Annotated in this window: 14 protein-coding genes and 8 tRNA genes; 19 read left to right on the top strand and 3 right to left on the bottom strand. The window is 68.3% G+C overall.

From position 1 onward, the window contains the following. Positions 1-34 precede the first annotated feature (34 nt). The 7 genes from nifV to SK095_RS09265 all read left to right on the top strand — a co-directional run bounded on the left by nifV (position 35) and on the right by SK095_RS09265 (position 5748). Positions 35-1186 carry a homocitrate synthase gene (gene nifV, locus SK095_RS09295; protein ID WP_320548666.1) on the top strand — a complete coding sequence of 384 codons (1152 nt, stop codon included), beginning with the start codon at positions 35-37 and terminating at the stop codon, positions 1184-1186. Next, on the top strand, positions 1183-1932 hold the full coding sequence (cysE, locus tag SK095_RS09290; RefSeq protein ID WP_320548665.1) for a serine O-acetyltransferase: 750 nt from the start codon (positions 1183-1185) through the stop codon (positions 1930-1932). The genes nifV and cysE overlap by 4 nt, the downstream gene beginning before the upstream one ends. Before the next feature lie 36 nt (positions 1933-1968). Continuing rightward, positions 1969-2316, top strand: a complete 348-nt coding sequence (nifW, locus tag SK095_RS09285) for a nitrogenase-stabilizing/protective protein NifW (protein ID WP_320548664.1) — start codon at positions 1969-1971, stop codon at positions 2314-2316. Positions 2317-2333: 17 nt separating this feature from the next. Continuing rightward, the gene (locus SK095_RS09280) at positions 2334-2804 is read left to right on the top strand and encodes a nitrogen fixation protein NifZ (protein ID WP_320548663.1); all 471 of its coding nucleotides are present in this window, start codon (positions 2334-2336) and stop codon (positions 2802-2804) included. Further along, positions 2794-3660: a nitrogen fixation protein NifM gene (gene nifM, locus SK095_RS09275; protein ID WP_320548662.1), complete on the top strand. Its 867-nt coding sequence runs from the start codon at positions 2794-2796 to the stop codon at positions 3658-3660. Before SK095_RS09280 ends, nifM begins: the two co-directional genes overlap by 11 nt. After that, on the top strand, positions 3653-4978 hold the full coding sequence (clpX, locus tag SK095_RS09270; protein WP_320548661.1) for an ATP-dependent Clp protease ATP-binding subunit ClpX: 1326 nt from the start codon (positions 3653-3655) through the stop codon (positions 4976-4978). The genes nifM and clpX overlap by 8 nt, the downstream gene beginning before the upstream one ends. A gap of 227 nt (positions 4979-5205) precedes the next feature. Further along, the gene (locus SK095_RS09265; protein WP_320548660.1) at positions 5206-5748 is read left to right on the top strand and encodes a flavodoxin; all 543 of its coding nucleotides are present in this window, start codon (positions 5206-5208) and stop codon (positions 5746-5748) included. Positions 5749-5978: 230 nt separating this feature from the next. On the opposite strand, the gene SK095_RS09260 is transcribed toward SK095_RS09265, so the two are convergent. Continuing rightward, positions 5979-6055, bottom strand: a tRNA-Pro gene (locus SK095_RS09260). Between the two features lie 122 nt (positions 6056-6177). Then, positions 6178-6254: transfer RNA gene (locus SK095_RS09255), tRNA-Pro, on the bottom strand. A 173-nt stretch (positions 6255-6427) separates the two neighbouring features. On the opposite strand from SK095_RS09255, the gene moaB reads away from it, so the two are divergent. The 11 genes from moaB (at position 6428) to SK095_RS09200 (ending at position 13186) form a co-directional block, all read left to right on the top strand. After that, a complete protein-coding gene (gene moaB / locus SK095_RS09250) occupies positions 6428-6967 on the top strand; it encodes a molybdenum cofactor biosynthesis protein B (protein ID WP_320548659.1) in 540 nt (179 codons plus the stop codon). Continuing rightward, positions 6964-8160 carry a gephyrin-like molybdotransferase Glp gene (glp, locus tag SK095_RS09245; RefSeq protein ID WP_320548658.1) on the top strand — a complete coding sequence of 399 codons (1197 nt, stop codon included), beginning with the start codon at positions 6964-6966 and terminating at the stop codon, positions 8158-8160. Before moaB ends, glp begins: the two co-directional genes overlap by 4 nt. 101 nt (positions 8161-8261) lie before the next feature. Further along, the gene (locus SK095_RS09240; protein WP_320548657.1) at positions 8262-9338 is read left to right on the top strand and encodes an NAD(P)-dependent alcohol dehydrogenase; all 1077 of its coding nucleotides are present in this window, start codon (positions 8262-8264) and stop codon (positions 9336-9338) included. A 124-nt stretch (positions 9339-9462) separates the two neighbouring features. Further along, positions 9463-10944 (top strand): glutamate--tRNA ligase, encoded by a 1482-nt coding sequence (gene gltX / locus SK095_RS09235; RefSeq protein ID WP_320548656.1) that lies wholly within the window; start codon positions 9463-9465, stop codon positions 10942-10944. Positions 10945-11142: 198 nt separating this feature from the next. Beyond that, a tRNA-Ala gene (locus SK095_RS09230) sits at positions 11143-11218 on the top strand. A 50-nt stretch (positions 11219-11268) separates the two neighbouring features. Beyond that, a tRNA-Glu gene (locus SK095_RS09225) sits at positions 11269-11344 on the top strand. A gap of 44 nt (positions 11345-11388) precedes the next feature. Beyond that, positions 11389-11464: transfer RNA gene (locus SK095_RS09220), tRNA-Ala, on the top strand. 50 nt (positions 11465-11514) lie between these two features. Then, positions 11515-11590: transfer RNA gene (locus SK095_RS09215), tRNA-Glu, on the top strand. A 44-nt stretch (positions 11591-11634) separates the two neighbouring features. Next, positions 11635-11710: transfer RNA gene (locus SK095_RS09210), tRNA-Ala, on the top strand. Between the two features lie 39 nt (positions 11711-11749). After that, positions 11750-11825, top strand: a tRNA-Glu gene (locus SK095_RS09205). 158 nt (positions 11826-11983) lie between these two features. Next, the gene (locus SK095_RS09200; protein ID WP_320546462.1) at positions 11984-13186 is read left to right on the top strand and encodes an ISL3 family transposase; all 1203 of its coding nucleotides are present in this window, start codon (positions 11984-11986) and stop codon (positions 13184-13186) included. Positions 13187-13227: 41 nt separating this feature from the next. Here SK095_RS09200 and SK095_RS09195 read toward each other — a convergent pair whose 3' ends face one another. Then, positions 13228-14361, bottom strand: a complete 1134-nt coding sequence (locus SK095_RS09195) for a S1C family serine protease (protein ID WP_136491837.1) — start codon at positions 14359-14361, stop codon at positions 13228-13230. Between the two features lie 257 nt (positions 14362-14618). On the opposite strand from SK095_RS09195, the gene SK095_RS09190 reads away from it, so the two are divergent. Next, on the top strand, positions 14619-15026 hold the full coding sequence (locus SK095_RS09190) for a bacteriohemerythrin (RefSeq protein WP_136491838.1): 408 nt from the start codon (positions 14619-14621) through the stop codon (positions 15024-15026). Positions 15027-15089: the final 63 nt, after the last annotated feature.

The raw sequence follows: 15089 nt of genomic DNA, 5'->3' as shown, positions 1-15089 counted from the left end.
CCGCGAGCAGGCCCATCCGCACAGGAGAGCAGTCATGGCCAGCGTGATCATCGACGACACCACCCTGCGCGACGGCGAGCAGAGCGCCGGCGTGGCCTTCACCCCCGAGGAGAAGATCGCCATCGCCCGCGCCCTGGCCGAACTGGGCGTTCCCGAGCTGGAGATCGGCATTCCCAGCATGGGCGAGGAGGAGCGCGAGGTGATGCGCGCCATCGCCGGCCTCCAGCTGCCGGCGCGCCTGCTGGCCTGGTGCCGGCTGTGCGATGTCGATCTGGCCGCCGCGCGGCACAGCGGGGTGGGCATGGTCGACCTGTCGCTGCCGGTCTCCGACCTGATGCTCCAGCACAAGCTCGGCCGCGACCGTGGCTGGGCGCTGGCCGAGGTGGCGCGGCTGGTCGGCGCGGCGCGCCTGGCCGGCCTCGAGGTGTGTCTGGGCTGCGAGGACGCCTCGCGCGCCGACATGGACTTCGTGGTGCGCGTCGCCCAGGTCGCCCAGGCCGCCGGCGCGCGGCGCCTGCGCTTCGCCGACACCGTGGGGATCATGGAGCCGTTCGGCATGCTCGAGCGCTTCCGCTTCCTGCACGCGCGCCTTGATCTCGAGCTGGAGGTGCACGCCCACGACGACTTCGGTCTGGCCACCGCCAACACGGTGGCGGCGGTGATGGGCGGCGCCAGCCACCTCAACACCACGGTCAACGGCCTCGGCGAGCGTGCCGGCAACGCCGCCCTGGAGGAGTGCGCGCTGGCCCTCAAGCATCTCTACGACATCGACTGCGGCATCGACACTCGCGGCATCCCGGCGATCTCGGCGCTGGTCGAGCAGGCCTCCGGGCGCCAGGTGGCCTGGCAGAAGAGCGTGGTCGGCGCCGGGGTGTTCACCCACGAAGCCGGCATCCACGTCGACGGCCTGCTCAAGCACCGGCGCACCTACGAGGGGCTGAATCCCGACGAGCTGGGCCGCAGCCACAGCCTGGTTCTGGGCAAGCATTCCGGGGCGCACCTGGTGCGCACCCGCTACCGCGAGCTGGGCATCGAGCTGGACGAGGTGCAGTGCCAGCTGCTGCTCGGGCGCATCCGCGCCTTCTCCACCCGCAGCAAGCGCGAGCCGCAGGCCGCCGAGCTGCTGGAGTTCCACCGCCAGCTGGGCGAGGCGGTCGCGGTATGCGCCGCAGGAGGCCGGGCATGAGCCTGCTGCGCGAATGGCGCGACGACGTGCGCTGCGTGTTCCAGCGCGATCCGGCGGCGCGCACCACCTTCGAGGTGCTCACCACCTATCCGGGCGTGCACGCCATCCTCATCTACCGCCTGGCCCATCGCCTGTGGCGCTCCGGCTGGCGCTATCCGGCGCGGCTGCTGGCGTTCGTGGCGCGGCTGGTCAGCAACGTCGACATCCATCCCGGCGCGGTGATCGGCCCGCGCCTGTTCATCGACCACGGCGCCGGCGTGGTGATCGGCGAGACCGCCGAGATCGGCGAGGACGTGACCCTCTACCACGGCGTCACCCTCGGCGGCACCAGCTGGCGCAAGGGCAAGCGCCATCCGACCCTCGGCGACGGCGTGCTGGTCGGCGCCGGGGCCAAGGTCCTCGGCCCGATCAGTGTCGGCAACCACGCGCGGGTCGGCGCCAACTCGGTGGTGGTGCAGGACGTGCCGGACGGCTGCACGGTGGTCGGCATCCCCGGCAAGGTGGTGCGCCTGCGCGAGGCGGGACGGCCCAACCCCTACGGCATCGACCTCGACCACCACCTGATTCCCGACCCGGTCGGCAAGGCCATCGCCTGCCTGCTCGAGCGCATCGACAGCCTGGAGCAGCAGGTGGAGCAGGCCGGCCTGGTCGCCGCCGGCCGCCAGCAGCAGTTCTACCAGGGCTGCGCCCCCGACAACGCCATCTGCGACAGCGACTGCGCCGGCGGCGCGCGGTCGCGTTGCTGACCCTTTCCCCACTGCGGCCACCGCGGAGATACGACCATGACCGTACAGCGCTATTCCCCGGATTCCGACCTGCCTCTGGACGAGGCCATGGAGGAGCTGGTGTCGGCCGAGGACTTCCTCGAGTTCTTCGGCGTGCCCTTCGAGCAGACGGTGGTGCACATCAACCGCCTGCACATCATGCAGCGCTACCACGACTACCTGAACCAGGCCGGCGACCTGGAGACGCACGCCGACGAGGTGCGCGCCGCGGTCTACCGCCAGCTGCTGGCGCGCGCCTACCAGGACTTCGTCGACTCCGACGCGCAGACCGAGAAGGTGTTCAAGGTGTTCCGCATGCACGAGCCGCAGACCACCTTCGTCTCCATCGACCAGTTGCTGGGCTGACCCCGAGGAGAGCCGCCATGAGCCTGCCGCAGTTCGAGTATGGCGACGAGGTGCGGGTGATCCGCAACGTGCGCAACGACGGCACCTATCCGGGCATGGATACCGGCAGCCTGCTGATCCGCCGCGGCTCGGTGGGCTGCGTGTACGACGTCGGCACCTACCTGCAGGACCAGCTGATCTACCGGGTGCACTTCCTCGACTCGGGGCGCACGGTCGGCTGCCGCGAGGAGGAGCTGATCCCTGCCAGTGAACCCTGGGTGCCCAGCCGCTTCGAGTTCCGCGACCAGGTGCTGGCCCTGCGCAGCTTCGCGGTGCGCGGCGAGCTGGTGGTGGAGCAGGGCCAGCCCGGCAGCGTGATGAAGGTGCTGCGCGACCTGCCGGAGGGCGTGCACTACCACGTGCACTTCGGCGACGGCCGGGTGCTGCAGATTCCCGAGGCGAGCCTGGGCCCGGCCGCGCCGCAGGCGGAGGTGAGCGATGAACACTGAACACGGCGGTCGCTACCACCTGCTGCGGGTGGCCCATGAGCAGTTCGGCTGCGAACCGGCCCGTCTCGGCGCCGAACAGCGCCAGCAGGCCGAGCGCATCGTCGAGCGCCAGCTGCGCATCGAGGCGGCGGTGCTGGCCAGCGCCGAGGCGCGCGGCGTGGTGATTCCCGACGGCCAGGTCGAGCAGGCGCTGGCGCGCATCGCCGAGCGCTATGCGGACGCCGCGGCGCTGCAGCAGGCGCTGGCCGCCAGCGATCTCGACGCGGCGCTGCTGCGCCTGCTGCTGGCCCGCGAGCTGAAGGTCGAGGCGATCCTCGAACGGGTCTGCGCCGCGCTGCCGCCGCTCGGCGACACCGAGCTCTCCCTCTACTACTTCAACCACCCCGAGCAGTTCGCCCGCCCCGAGGCGCGCACGGCGCGGCACATCCTGATCACCGTCAACCCGGACTTCGCGGAGAACACCCGCGACGCCGCGCGGGCGCGCCTGGAGGCGATCGGCAAGCGCCTGCGCAGCAAGCCCGAGCGCTTCGCCGAGCAGGCGCTCAAGCATTCCGAGTGCCCCACCGCGCTGAACGGCGGCCAGCTCGGCCAGGTCGTCCCCGGCACCCTGTACGCCGAGCTGGAGACCTGCCTGTTCGCCCTGCGCGAGGGCCAGCTGAGCGGCGTGGTGGAGTCGCCGCTGGGCTTCCACCTGCTGCGCTGCGAGGCCATCGTCCCGGCCCGGCGCATCGCCCTCGAGGACGCCCTGCCGCGCCTGCGCGAGCGGCTCGAGCAACGCCGGCGCAAGGCCTTCCAGCGCCAGTGGCTGGCGCGCCTGCTGGATTCCAACGCCTGCGTGGAGAACGCCCATGGCTGATACCGAGAACCCCTGCTGCTCCTTCTGCGGCGCGGCCAAGAGCCCGACGCTGCCCCTGATCGCCGGCAACGAGGGCTGCATCTGCGAGGCCTGCGTCAATCTCGCCCACCAGGTGGTGAGCAGCTGGGGGCAGCGCCGCAAGCTGCAGCAGCTGGCCCCGCAGCTGCGCACCCCGGCCGAGTACAAGCGCCATCTCGACGAGTCGGTGATCGGCCAGGAGGCGGCCAAGGAAACCCTGGCGGTGGCGGTCTACAACCACTACCTGCGCCTGCTCAACTGCGACCGCGAGCCGTTCTGCCAGCTCGGCGAGCAGGTCGAGCTGGAGAAGTCCAACATCCTCATGGCCGGCCCCTCGGGCACCGGCAAGACCCTGCTGGTGCGTACCCTGGCGCGCATCCTCGGCGTGCCCTTCGCCTCGGCCGACGCCACCACCCTGACCCAGGCCGGCTACGTCGGCGACGATGTCGACAGCATCATCGCCCGCCTGCTCGAGGCGGCCGGCGGCGACGTGCAGCAGGCGCAGTGGGGCATCGTCTACATCGACGAGGTGGACAAGCTGGCCAGGCGCAGCGGCGGCGGCACCGCGGTGCGCGACATCTCCGGCGAGGGCGTGCAGCAGGCGCTGCTGAAGATGGTCGAGGGCACCGAGGTGCGCATCGCCAAGTCGGGACGGCGCAGCGAGCACAGCGAGGAGCAGGTGGTCGACACCCGCAACATCCTGTTCATCGCCGGCGGCGCCTTCCCGGGGCTCGAGGAGCTGGTGCGCGGCCGTCTGCAGCCCAGGAGCGGCGGCATCGGCTTCCACGCCCAGCCGCCGCGCCAGGAAAAGGCCAGCATCAACCAGCTGCTCGCCGCGCTGCTGCCGGACGACCTGCACGAGTTCGGCCTGATCCCCGAGTTCATCGGCCGCTTCCCGATCATCACCTTCCTCCAGGAGCTCGATCACGCCACCCTGCTGCGCATCCTCAGCGAGCCGCGCAACGCGCTGGTCAAGCAGTACCGGCAGCTGTTCGCCTACCAGGGGGTGAAGCTGGAGATCAGCGACGCGGCGCTCAGCCACATCGCCGACCAGGCGCTGATCCGCAGGACCGGCGCGCGCGGCCTGCGCGCGGTGCTCGAGGCGGCCCTGCAGCAGACCATGTTCGACATGCCGTCGCTGCCGCGCCTGCGCGCCTGCACTCTCGACCTGGTGGCGGACGGGGAGGGCGAGCGCCTCGCCGTGCGCCAGACCCTGGCTGCGGAGGGCGAGACGTCGGCCCCGAGCGACGGCGAGGCGAAGGCGCTCGCCGAGCCGGCGCGGGCGACCGTGGACCGGTGACTGTGGCAAAGCCGACAGGGTTGCCCGGCTGTGCGTCGGCCGCCTGTCGGCTTTGCGACAAGCGTCCCGGGTGCAGATTGAAAGTTCTTTCAGATCAATGAATTAGCGGTTTTCCACCAAGGCGCGGGGCTGGCCTGCTTCCTGCAATCGCTCAAGGGCCAGCCTGGCCCGCGCCGAGGCCGGCAGCCCGCACGACGGATCCCACGTACGCAGCAATGAGGTGAGTTATGGCCAGGATTGGACTGTTCTTCGGCAGCAACACCGGCAAGACCCGCAAGGTCGCCAAGATGATCAAGAAACGCTTCGACGACGACACCATGGCCGATGCGCTCAACGTCAACCGCGCCTCGGCGGAGGATGTCGCCCAGTACCAGTACCTGATCATCGGCACCCCGACCCTGGGCGACGGCGAACTGCCCGGCCTGTCGGCCGACTGCGAGAACGAGAGCTGGGAGGAGTTCCTGCCCAAGTTGGAGGGCGTCGACCTCAGCGGCAAGACCGTGGCCATCTTCGGCCTCGGCGACCAGGTCGGCTACCCCAAGGAGTTCCTCAACGCCATGGGCATCCTCTACGACTTCGTCGTCGAGCGCGGCGCAACTGTGGTCGGCGCCTGGCCGACCGAGGGCTACGAGTTCGAGGAGTCGGAAGCAGTGCGCGACGGCCAGTTCGTCGGCCTGGCCCTCGACCTGGACAACCAGAGCGGCCTCACCGAGGAGCGCCTGAACGTCTGGCTGAAGACCATCGCCCCGGCCTTCGAGCTGCCGCTGTAATCCCGCCCGCCGTCCGGCCGTGGCCGGACGGATCTCCCCGGCGGCGTCCGCCGCCGCTCCCCCGCATCCCCCTTGCCGTCATCCTGCCCCGCAACGGGGCAGGCCGGTGCCCGTGTCTGGAGCACGTGCTGCGCCAGTGGCAGGGAGGAGGGGATAATTTGAATGACGCAGAAACGACAAGGCCCGCACTGGACGGGCCTTGTGTTGATCAGTCATGCTGATCGGGAATTTGGTCGGAGCGACTGGATTCGAACCAGCGACCTTCTCGTCCCGAACGAGACGCGCTACCAAGCTGCGCTACGCTCCGTTTTGGTGGCCCGCATTGTACCGAAAAATTCAGCCAGCACAAGGGGTTAGCAGAAACATAAAAGCCCGCGAGGGGCGGGCTTCCTGTTCGATTCAGCGAATCGCTTCGCTGCTTCGGGAATTTGGTCGGAGCGACTGGATTCGAACCAGCGACCTTCTCGTCCCGAACGAGACGCGCTACCAAGCTGCGCTACGCTCCGTTTTGGTGGGGCGCATTCTACAGAAAAACCGTGAGAGCACAAGGGGTTAGCTTGAAAAAAATGAGAATTGCGCTGGCGGGAGGGGGCGGCGCGCAACCGCGTGCACCTGGCCCGGTTGGTGCTATAAAGCCGGTCAGCCGTTTTTCATCCCGACCCCCTGCGCGGAGCCTTCCATGAGCCAGCACGCCGATAGCGTTTTCGTCCCCCTCAACGTCGCCGTCCTCACCGTCAGCGACACCCGCAGCCTGGACACCGACACCTCCGGCGGCCTGCTGGTCGAGCGCCTGCAGGCGGCGGGGCACCACCTGGCGGCTCGCGTGCTGCTCAGGGACGACCTCTACCGCATCCGCGCCCAGGTGGCGCAGTGGATCGCCGAGGACGAAGTTCAGGTGGTGCTGATCACCGGCGGCACCGGCTTCACCGGCCGCGACAGTACCCCGGAAGCGGTGGCCTGCCTGCTCGACAAGCAGGTGGACGGCTTCGGCGAGCTGTTCCGGCAGATATCCTTCGACGACATCGGCACCTCGACCATCCAGTCGCGCGCGCTGGCCGGCCTCGCCAACGGCACCTTGGTGTGCTGCCTGCCGGGTTCGACCAACGCCTGCCGCACCGCCTGGGACGGCATCCTCGCCAGCCAGCTGGACGCCCGCCACCGCCCGTGCAACTTCGTCGCCCACCTCAAGCAGGCGCCGGCCTGCGAGACCCGCGGATGAGCGCGCTGCTGCCGCTGGAGCAGGCGCTGGAGCGCCTGCTGGCCCAGGCCGCGGCCGAGCCGCTCGTCGACAGCGAGGTGGTCGTGGCCGCCGCGGCGGCCGGTCGGGTGCTGGCCGAAGCTCTGGTCAGCGCTATCGACCTGCCGCCCTGGCCGAACAGCGCCATGGACGGCTACGCCCTGCGCCTGGCCGACTGGACCGGCCAACCGCTGGCGGTGAGCCAGCAGGTGTTCGCCGGTCAGGCGCCGGGTCCGCTGGCACCCGGCAGCTGCGCGCGGATCTTCACCGGCGCGCCGCTGCCGCAAGGCGCCGACACCGTGGAGATGCAGGAGAACGTCGAGGTGCTGGCCGACGGCCGGGTGCGCTTCCTCGAGCCGCTGCGCGAAGGGCGCAACGTGCGCCCGCAGGGCCAGGAGGTGTGCGCCGGCGAGACGCTGCTGGAAGCCGGCACTCTTTTGGGACCGGTGGAGCTGGGACTGATCGCTTCCATTGGCGCCGCCCAGGTGGCGGTGCGCCGCCGGCCGCGGGTGGCGCTGCTGTCCACCGGCGACGAACTCATCGAGCCGGGGCGGCCGCTGGGCGCCGGGCAGATCTACAACAGCAACCGCGCCTTCCTCGCCGCCGCCCTCGAACGCCTCGGCTGCGAGGTGCAGGACGCCGGCATCCTGCCCGACGACCTCGCACGCACCCGCGTGCAACTGGCCGCGCTGGGCGACACCGACCTGATCCTCTCCACCGGCGGCGTGTCGGTGGGCGAGGCGGATTGTCTCGGCCGGGTGCTGCGCGAGGAGGGCGAGCTGACCCTGTGGAAGCTGGCGCTCAAGCCCGGCAAGCCGCTGACCTGCGGCCGCTACCGCGGCACGCCGCTGATCGGCCTGCCCGGCAACCCGGCGGCGACCCTGGTGACCTTCGCCCTGCTGGTGCGCCCCTACCTGCTGCGCCGCCTCGGCGTGGCGCGTCTGGAGCCGTTGCGCTTCGCCGTGCCGGCCGGCTTCGCCTGGCCGAAGGCGGGCGGGCGCCGCGAGTTCCTGCGCGCGCGGCTGGAGCAGGGCAGGGCGCTGCTCTACCCCAACCAGAGTTCCGGGGTGCTGCGCAGCGCCGCCTGGGCCGACGGTCTGGTGGAGGTGCGCGAGGGCACCACCCTGGCCGAAGGCGAGGCGGTGACCTTCATCCCGCTGGCGGGGCTGATCTGAGCCGGCCATGACCCCGGGCATGCTCTTGTCATCCGGCTTCGACTAGAGTCAAAGGCTGTTGGCCGGGCTGACCGGCGCCATTCTCAGCAAGGAGTGTTGCGATGACCATGATGAAAGCCGCCGTCTTCGTCGAGCCCGGACGCATCGAGCTGGTCGACAAGCCGATCCCGCCGGTGGGCCCCAACGATGCGCTGGTGCGCATCACCACCACCACCATCTGCGGCACCGACGTGCACATCCTCAAGGGCGAGTATCCGGTAGAGAAGGGGCTGACCATCGGCCACGAGCCGGTGGGCATCATCGAGAAGCTCGGCAGCAACGTGCAGGGTTATCAGGAGGGCCAGCGGGTGATCGCCGGGGCGATCTGCCCGAGCTTCACCTCCTACGCCTGCCAGGACGGCTACCCGTCCCAGGACGGCGGCTGCTCCTGCCACGGCTACAAGCCGATGGGCGGCTGGCGCTTCGGCAACACCATCGACGGCACCCAGGCCGAGTACGTGCTGGTGCCGGACGCCCAGGCCAACCTGGCGCCGGTGCCGGATGGCCTCACCGACGAGCAGGTGCTGATGTGTCCGGACATCATGTCCACCGGCTTCGCCGGCGCCGAGGCGGCCAACATCAAGATCGGCGACGTGGTCGCGGTGTTCGCCCAGGGGCCGATCGGCCTGTGCGCCACCGCCGGCGCCAAGCTGCGCGGGGCGAGCATGATCATCGCCGTCGACGGGGTGAACGAGCGCCTGGAGATCGCCAGGCGCCTGGGGGCCGACGTCACCCTCAACTTCCGCGAGGTGGACGTGGTCGACGAGATCCTCAAGTTGACCGGCGGTCGCGGCGTCGACGCGGCCATCGAGGCGCTCGGCCTGCAGTCGACCTTCGAGAACGCCCTGCGCGTGCTCAAGCCGGGCGGCACCCTGTCCAGCCTCGGCGTCTACTCCAGCGACCTGACCATCCCGCTGGGCGCCTTCCACGCCGGCCTCGGCGACAACAAGATCGTCACCTCACTGTGCCCGGGCGGCAAGGAGCGCATGCGCCGCCTGCTCAACGTGGTGGCTTCCGGTCGTGTCGACCTCGGCGCGCTGGTCACCCACGAGTACAAGCTGGAGCAGATCGTCGACGCCTACGACCTGTTCGCGAACCAGCGCGACGGCGTGCTCAAGGTGGCGATCAAGCCGTTCTGAGGCCGTTGTCCTGCGTGCGGAGCCCGGCATTGCCGGGCTTCGCCGTTTCCGGGGGATGGCTGGAGCGGCGGGCGCCGTGGCTGCTACCATTTCGCCTTTGCTCAACCGCTCATTCGAGAGTCCCATGACCACCGTCCGTACCCGCATCGCGCCGTCGCCCACCGGCGATCCGCACGTTGGCACCGCCTACATCGCCCTGTTCAACCTGTGCTTCGCCCGTCAGCACGGCGGCCAGTTCATCCTGCGCATCGAGGACACCGACCAGCTGCGTTCCAGCCGCGAGTCGGAGCAGCAGATCTTCGACGCCCTGCGCTGGCTGGGCATCGAGTGGGACGAGGGCCCGGACGTCGGCGGCCCGCACGGCCCGTACCGGCAGAGCGAGCGTGGCCACATCTACAAGCAGTACGCCGACGAGCTGGTCGACAAGGGCCACGCCTTCCACTGCTTCTGCACCGCCGAGCGCCTCGACGCCGTGCGCGCCGAGCAGATGGCCAACAAGGAAACCCCGCGCTACGACGGCCACTGCATGCACCTCTCCAAGGAGGAAGTGCAGCAGCGCCTGGCCGCCGGCGAGCCCAACGTGATCCGCATGAAGGTGCCGACCGAGGGCGTCTGCGTGGTGCCGGACCTGCTGCGTGGCGACGTGGAGATCCCCTGGGATCGCATGGACATGCAGGTGCTGATGAAGACCGACGGTCTGCCCACCTACTTCCTCGCCAACGTGGTCGACGACTACCTGATGGGCATCACCCACGTGCTGCGCGGCGAGGAGTGGCTGCCGTCGGCGCCCAAGCTGATCAAGCTGTACGAGTACTTCGGCTGGGAGCAGCCCAAGCTGGTGTACATGCCGCTGCTGCGCAACCCGGACAAGTCCAAGCTGTCCAAGCGCAAGAACCCGACCTCGATCACCTTCTACCAGCGCATGGGCTTCCTGCCCGAGGCGATGCTCAACTACCTGGGCCGCATGGGCTGGTCGATGCCGGACGAGCGCGAGAAGTTCTCTCTGGCCGAGATGATCGAGCACTTCGACGTCAGCCGCGTGTCCCTCGGCGGGCCGATCTTCGACATCGAGAAGCTGTCCTGGCTGAACGGCCAGTGGCTGCGCGAGCTGTCGGTCGAGCAGTTCGCTGCCGAGGTGCAGAAGTGGGCGCTCAACCCCGAGTACCTGATGCGGATCGCCCCGCACGCGCAGAGCCGGGTGGAGACCTTCAGCCAGCTGGCGCCGCTGGCCGGCTTCTTCTTCATGGGCGGGGTCAATCCCGATCCGAAGCTGTTCGAGCACAAGAAACTGTCGCCCGAGCAGGTGCGCCAGGTGCTGCAGCTGATCCTGTGGAAGCTGGAAGCGCTGCGCCAGTGGAACAAGGACAACATCACCGCGATCATCCAGAAGGTCGCCGAGCACCTCGGCTTCAAGCTGCGCGACGTGATGCCGCTGATCTTCCCGGCGATCACCGGCCAGGCCAGCTCGGTGTCGGTGCTCGACGCCATGGAGATCCTCGGTCCCGACCTGTCGCGTTTCCGCCTGCGCCAGGCGGTCGAGCTGCTCGGCGGCGTGTCGAAGAAGGAAACCAAGGAGTGGGAGAAGCTGCTGGCGGCGATCGCCTGACCGGCCGTACCTGGCTGGCCGCACCTGACCGGCAGGGGGCGGCGGGCCCGATCCGCCGCCCTGCGCATAAGTGTTTGTTCTGCCAGCGAAAAAAAACCGAAAAAAAACGGGGCAGGTGTTGACGAGTTCTCAAAGGGCCTTTAACATTCGCCCCGCTTCACGACGAGCTGGTCTCGAAAGCGAAGCGACCACGAAAGTGGGGCTATAGCTCAGCTGGGAGAGCGCTTGCATGGCATGCAAGAGGTCGACGGTTCGATCCCGTCTAGCTCCACCAAATTTCCAGCAACACGCCAGGCGGTAGCGGCGGGTTGCACGAAGGATTGCGTCCCCTTCGTCTAGTGGCCTAGGACACCGCCCTTTCACGGCGGTAACAGGGGTTCGAGTCCCCTAGGGGACGCCACTATTCCAGCGCACCGCCAAGGCGGTGCAGCTCGATGCAGTATCGGGGCTATAGCTCAGCTGGGAGAGCGCTTGCATGGCATGCAAGAGGTCGACGGTTCGATCCCGTCTAGCTCCACCAAATTTCCAGCAACACGCCAGGCGGTAGCGGCGGGTTGCACGAAGGATTGCGTCCCCTTCGTCTAGTGGCCTAGGACACCGCCCTTTCACGGCGGTAACAGGGGTTCGAGTCCCCTAGGGGACGCCACTATTCCAGCGCACCGCCAAGGTGGTGCAGCTCGATGCAGTATCGGGGCTATAGCTCAGCTGGGAGAGCGCTTGCATGGCATGCAAGAGGTCGACGGTTCGATCCCGTCTAGCTCCACCAATTTCCAGCGGTCCGCCAGCGGATCGTACGAAGGTTTACGTCCCCTTCGTCTAGTGGCCTAGGACACCGCCCTTTCACGGCGGTAACAGGGGTTCGAGTCCCCTAGGGGACGCCAATTTTCCCGCTCTGGGATCAAGAGGGTCGCACCGATTTTTGGTGCGACCCTTTTTGTTTGGTTCTTCGCGGGATCGTGGGGAAGAGCGGATTGACAGACAGGGAAGCAGGTAAATTGGCAGTCGCCAAACACACCAACGCCTGCCCCCTGCTGTCACCGTGCATCCTATTGATCTTGCTGCTTTCTGGCCAGGCTACGACGTTGTAGCCTGCAGCCATTCCGTCGAAAAAAACCTCACGCTGACCCTCGAACCCCGAGCGGCCGACCTTCCACGCTGTGGTCGCTGTCAGCAGCCCAGCCCCCTGATCCATGACCGACGCATTCGCCTCGTTCGCGACCGGGATCTGTTCGATCAGCGCGTCCAGTTGCGACTCCCCATACGCCGAGTGGACTGCCTGACGTGTGGGCGAGTTACCGAGCACATTTCCTGGTTGGCCCCGGCCTCGCGGCTGACCCGCCGGCTGTGTTCCTGGGTCGAAACCCTGCTGCGGTTCATGCCCATCAGCCATGTCAGCCAGCTCACCGGGCTGCACTGGCACACCATCAAGACGCTGGACAAGCGGCGTCTCCAGGCCGCATTCGGCACCTTCGAGCCGGGCGATGTGCGCCGTCTGGTGATGGACGAGTTCGCCCTGCACAAAGGCCATCGTTACGCGACGGTGATCATGGATGCCGAGCGTACCCGCGTTCTGTGGGTTGGCCTGGGTAACAGCCGCAAGGCCATACGCCCGTTCTTCGAGCAACTCGGTGAGCGCTGCCAGCAGATCGAGGCTGTGGCGATGGACATGAATACGGCCTTCGACCTGGAAGTGAAACAGCACTGCCCTCAGGCCGAGGTTGTGTACGACTTGTTCCATGTGGTCGCCCGCTACGGACGTGACGTGATCGACCGCATCCGGGTAGACCAGGCCAATGCCCTGCGCCATGACAAGCCCGCTCGCCAAGTGGTCAAGCAGAGCCGTTGGCTGCTGCTGCGCAACCGGGAGAACCTGAAGGAGGATCATGCCGTTCGACTGCAGGAGTTGTTGGCAGCCAACCAGCCACTGGCCACGGTCTATGTGCTCAAGGATGCGTTGAAGGAGGTCTGGTACGCACCCAGCGTGCGGGAGGGCTGGCGGCGCTGGCGAACCTGGCTGAGGCATGTCCGGGAGAGCGGCTTGGCGCCGCTACAACGCTTTGCCCGCAACCTCCAGCGCTATGCCCGGGGCATCCTCGCCAGTGCACGATTCCACATGCACACCAGCCTGCTGGAGGGGGTGAACAACCGGATCAAGGTGATCAAGCGCATGGCCTATGGCTTCAGGGACGCCGATTACTTCTTCCTGAAAATCAAGGCCGCCTTCCCCGGGAAAATGCGATGAACCTTTTGTTTTCCGGGGTCGCCACGCGACCCCGTCCTGCCTCAGTTGCCCGGCTGCAGGGTGATGGCCAGCGTCTCCCGCCGCTCGCCGCGCAGCACCTCGACGCTCACCGTGTCGCCGACCCGATGGTCGTCTAGGCGCGCCAGCAGGCGCTCCACCGAATCCACCGTCTCGCCCTCCAGCGCCACTATCACGTCGCCCGGTACCAGGCTGCCGTCGCGGGCCTGACGCAGGCCGCGCAGGCCGGCCTGCTGCGCCGCCGAACCCGGCAGCACGCGCAGCACCACCACGCCCTCGACGCCGAGGCTCTCGCTCAGCCGGCGGTTGAGTCCTTCGTCGATCTCGATGCCCAGCGCCGGGCGGATGTAGCGGCCGCTGCGGATCAGCTGCGGCACCACGCGCATCACGGTGTCCACCGGCACCGAGAAGCCGATGCCGGCCGAGGCGCCCGACGGGCTGTAGATGGCGGTGTTGATGCCGATCAGCCGCCCGGCCGAGTCGAGCAGCGGGCCGCCCGAGTTGCCGGGGTTGATCGCCGCGTCGCTCTGGATCAGGTGCTCGATCGGCGGGCGGCCGTTCTCGCCGGGCAGCGAGCGGTCCAGCGCCGAGACGATGCCGGTGGTCAGCGTCCAGTCGAGACCGAACGGGTTGCCGATGGCGAACACCTTCTGACCGACCTTCAGGTCGCTGCTGGTGCCGATCGGCACCGGCGGCGGGCGCTTGAAGCCGACGCCGATCTTCAGCACCGCGATGTCGTGCGCCGGGCTGGCGCCGACCAGCGCCGCCGGGTAATCGCGGCCGTCGGCCAGGCGCACGGTGGCCTGGGCGGCGCCCTGGATCACGTGGAAGTTGGTGATCACGTGGCCGGCGTCGTCCCAGATGAAGCCCGAGCCGGTGCCGCGCGGCACCGCCGTGACGTTGCGGGTCCACAGGTCGCGCACCAGCTCGGCGGTGCTGATGAACACCACCGAGTCGCGCGCCTGCTCGAACAGCGCGATGGTGGCCTGCTCGTCGGCGGCCAGATCGCCGCGCGGGGTGACCGTGCGTTCGCTGGCCTGCTGCGGCGCCAGCCAGCCTTCGAGGCGCGGCAGCAACTGCCAGAGCAGGACCAGGGCGACGGCGATGAGGGCGATGCGGCGCCAGCGGCGGACGGGGGAGTAGGGGGCGCTGCTCATGCGGGACTCCGTGTGCGGTCGTTGATCGCCGGTCGCCCGGATCCGGGCGCCGCGGCGGACAGGAATGCGTTACAGGATAACCAACCCGCCGGGGCATCGTCGTCGCTCCGGTGGGCGGCAGTTGCGTCCGTCATCACTCGGTCAAAGGTAGCGGGTACGTTGTCCGTATTTTTCGTGTGGGATAAGCTGCCCCTGCCGCGATGTCTGGCAGCCACTCTCATAACAAGACAACAACTAATCCGGGACGGACAGAAGACATGACTTTCATGCCATGGAGCAGCGAGCTCGAAGTCGGTATCGAGCTGATCGACGAGCAGCACCGCTGGCTGGTGGACAAGACCAACCAGCTGTACGACCGCGTGGCCGGCGCCGATGCCGATCGCGACGAGATCGGCGCGGTGCTGGAGGGCTTGATGGACTACACCATGAATCACTTCATCGCCGAGGAAGACATCTTCCATCGCCTCGGTTACCCGGAAACCGCGGCGCACAAGGCACAGCACGACAGGTTCACCGCGCAGATCATGGACCTGCTGCACCGCCACGACGACGGCGAGCTGTCCGGCAGCGAGACCCTCGAGCTGCTCGCCGACTGGCTGACCCACCACATCCTCAAGGTCGACAAGGCCTACGTCGAGTTCTTCCGCAGCAACGGCGTGCACTGAAGCGCCTGTCCTTGCACTGGTGGATGAATGCCGCATGATGCTCGGCATTCGTCCTGCCGGAGC

The organism is Pseudomonas sp. AN-1 (assembly GCF_034057115.1).
In the GTDB taxonomy this organism is placed as follows: Bacteria; Pseudomonadota; Gammaproteobacteria; order Pseudomonadales; family Pseudomonadaceae; genus Geopseudomonas.
This window is presented reverse-complemented; position numbering and strand designations above follow the sequence as displayed.

Bases quoted from the DNA above. Each gene is read 5' to 3' on its own strand.
- nifW (WP_320548664.1), top strand. From the start codon at position 1,969: ATGACCGTACAGCGCTATTCCCCGGATTCCGACCTGCCTCTGGACGAG.
- moaB (WP_320548659.1), top strand. From the start codon at position 6,428: ATGAGCCAGCACGCCGATAGCGTTTTCGTCCCCCTCAACGTCGCCGTC.
- SK095_RS09265 (WP_320548660.1), top strand. From the start codon at position 5,206: ATGGCCAGGATTGGACTGTTCTTCGGCAGCAACACCGGCAAGACCCGC.
- glp (WP_320548658.1), top strand. From the start codon at position 6,964: ATGAGCGCGCTGCTGCCGCTGGAGCAGGCGCTGGAGCGCCTGCTGGCC.
- SK095_RS09190 (WP_136491838.1), top strand. From the start codon at position 14,619: ATGACTTTCATGCCATGGAGCAGCGAGCTCGAAGTCGGTATCGAGCTG.
- clpX (WP_320548661.1), top strand. From the start codon at position 3,653: ATGGCTGATACCGAGAACCCCTGCTGCTCCTTCTGCGGCGCGGCCAAG.
- gltX (WP_320548656.1), top strand. From the start codon at position 9,463: ATGACCACCGTCCGTACCCGCATCGCGCCGTCGCCCACCGGCGATCCG.
- SK095_RS09195 (WP_136491837.1), bottom strand. From the start codon at position 14,361: ATGAGCAGCGCCCCCTACTCCCCCGTCCGCCGCTGGCGCCGCATCGCC.
- nifV (WP_320548666.1), top strand. From the start codon at position 35: ATGGCCAGCGTGATCATCGACGACACCACCCTGCGCGACGGCGAGCAG.
- SK095_RS09240 (WP_320548657.1), top strand. From the start codon at position 8,262: ATGACCATGATGAAAGCCGCCGTCTTCGTCGAGCCCGGACGCATCGAG.
- cysE (WP_320548665.1), top strand. From the start codon at position 1,183: ATGAGCCTGCTGCGCGAATGGCGCGACGACGTGCGCTGCGTGTTCCAG.
- SK095_RS09280 (WP_320548663.1), top strand. From the start codon at position 2,334: ATGAGCCTGCCGCAGTTCGAGTATGGCGACGAGGTGCGGGTGATCCGC.
- nifM (WP_320548662.1), top strand. From the start codon at position 2,794: ATGAACACTGAACACGGCGGTCGCTACCACCTGCTGCGGGTGGCCCAT.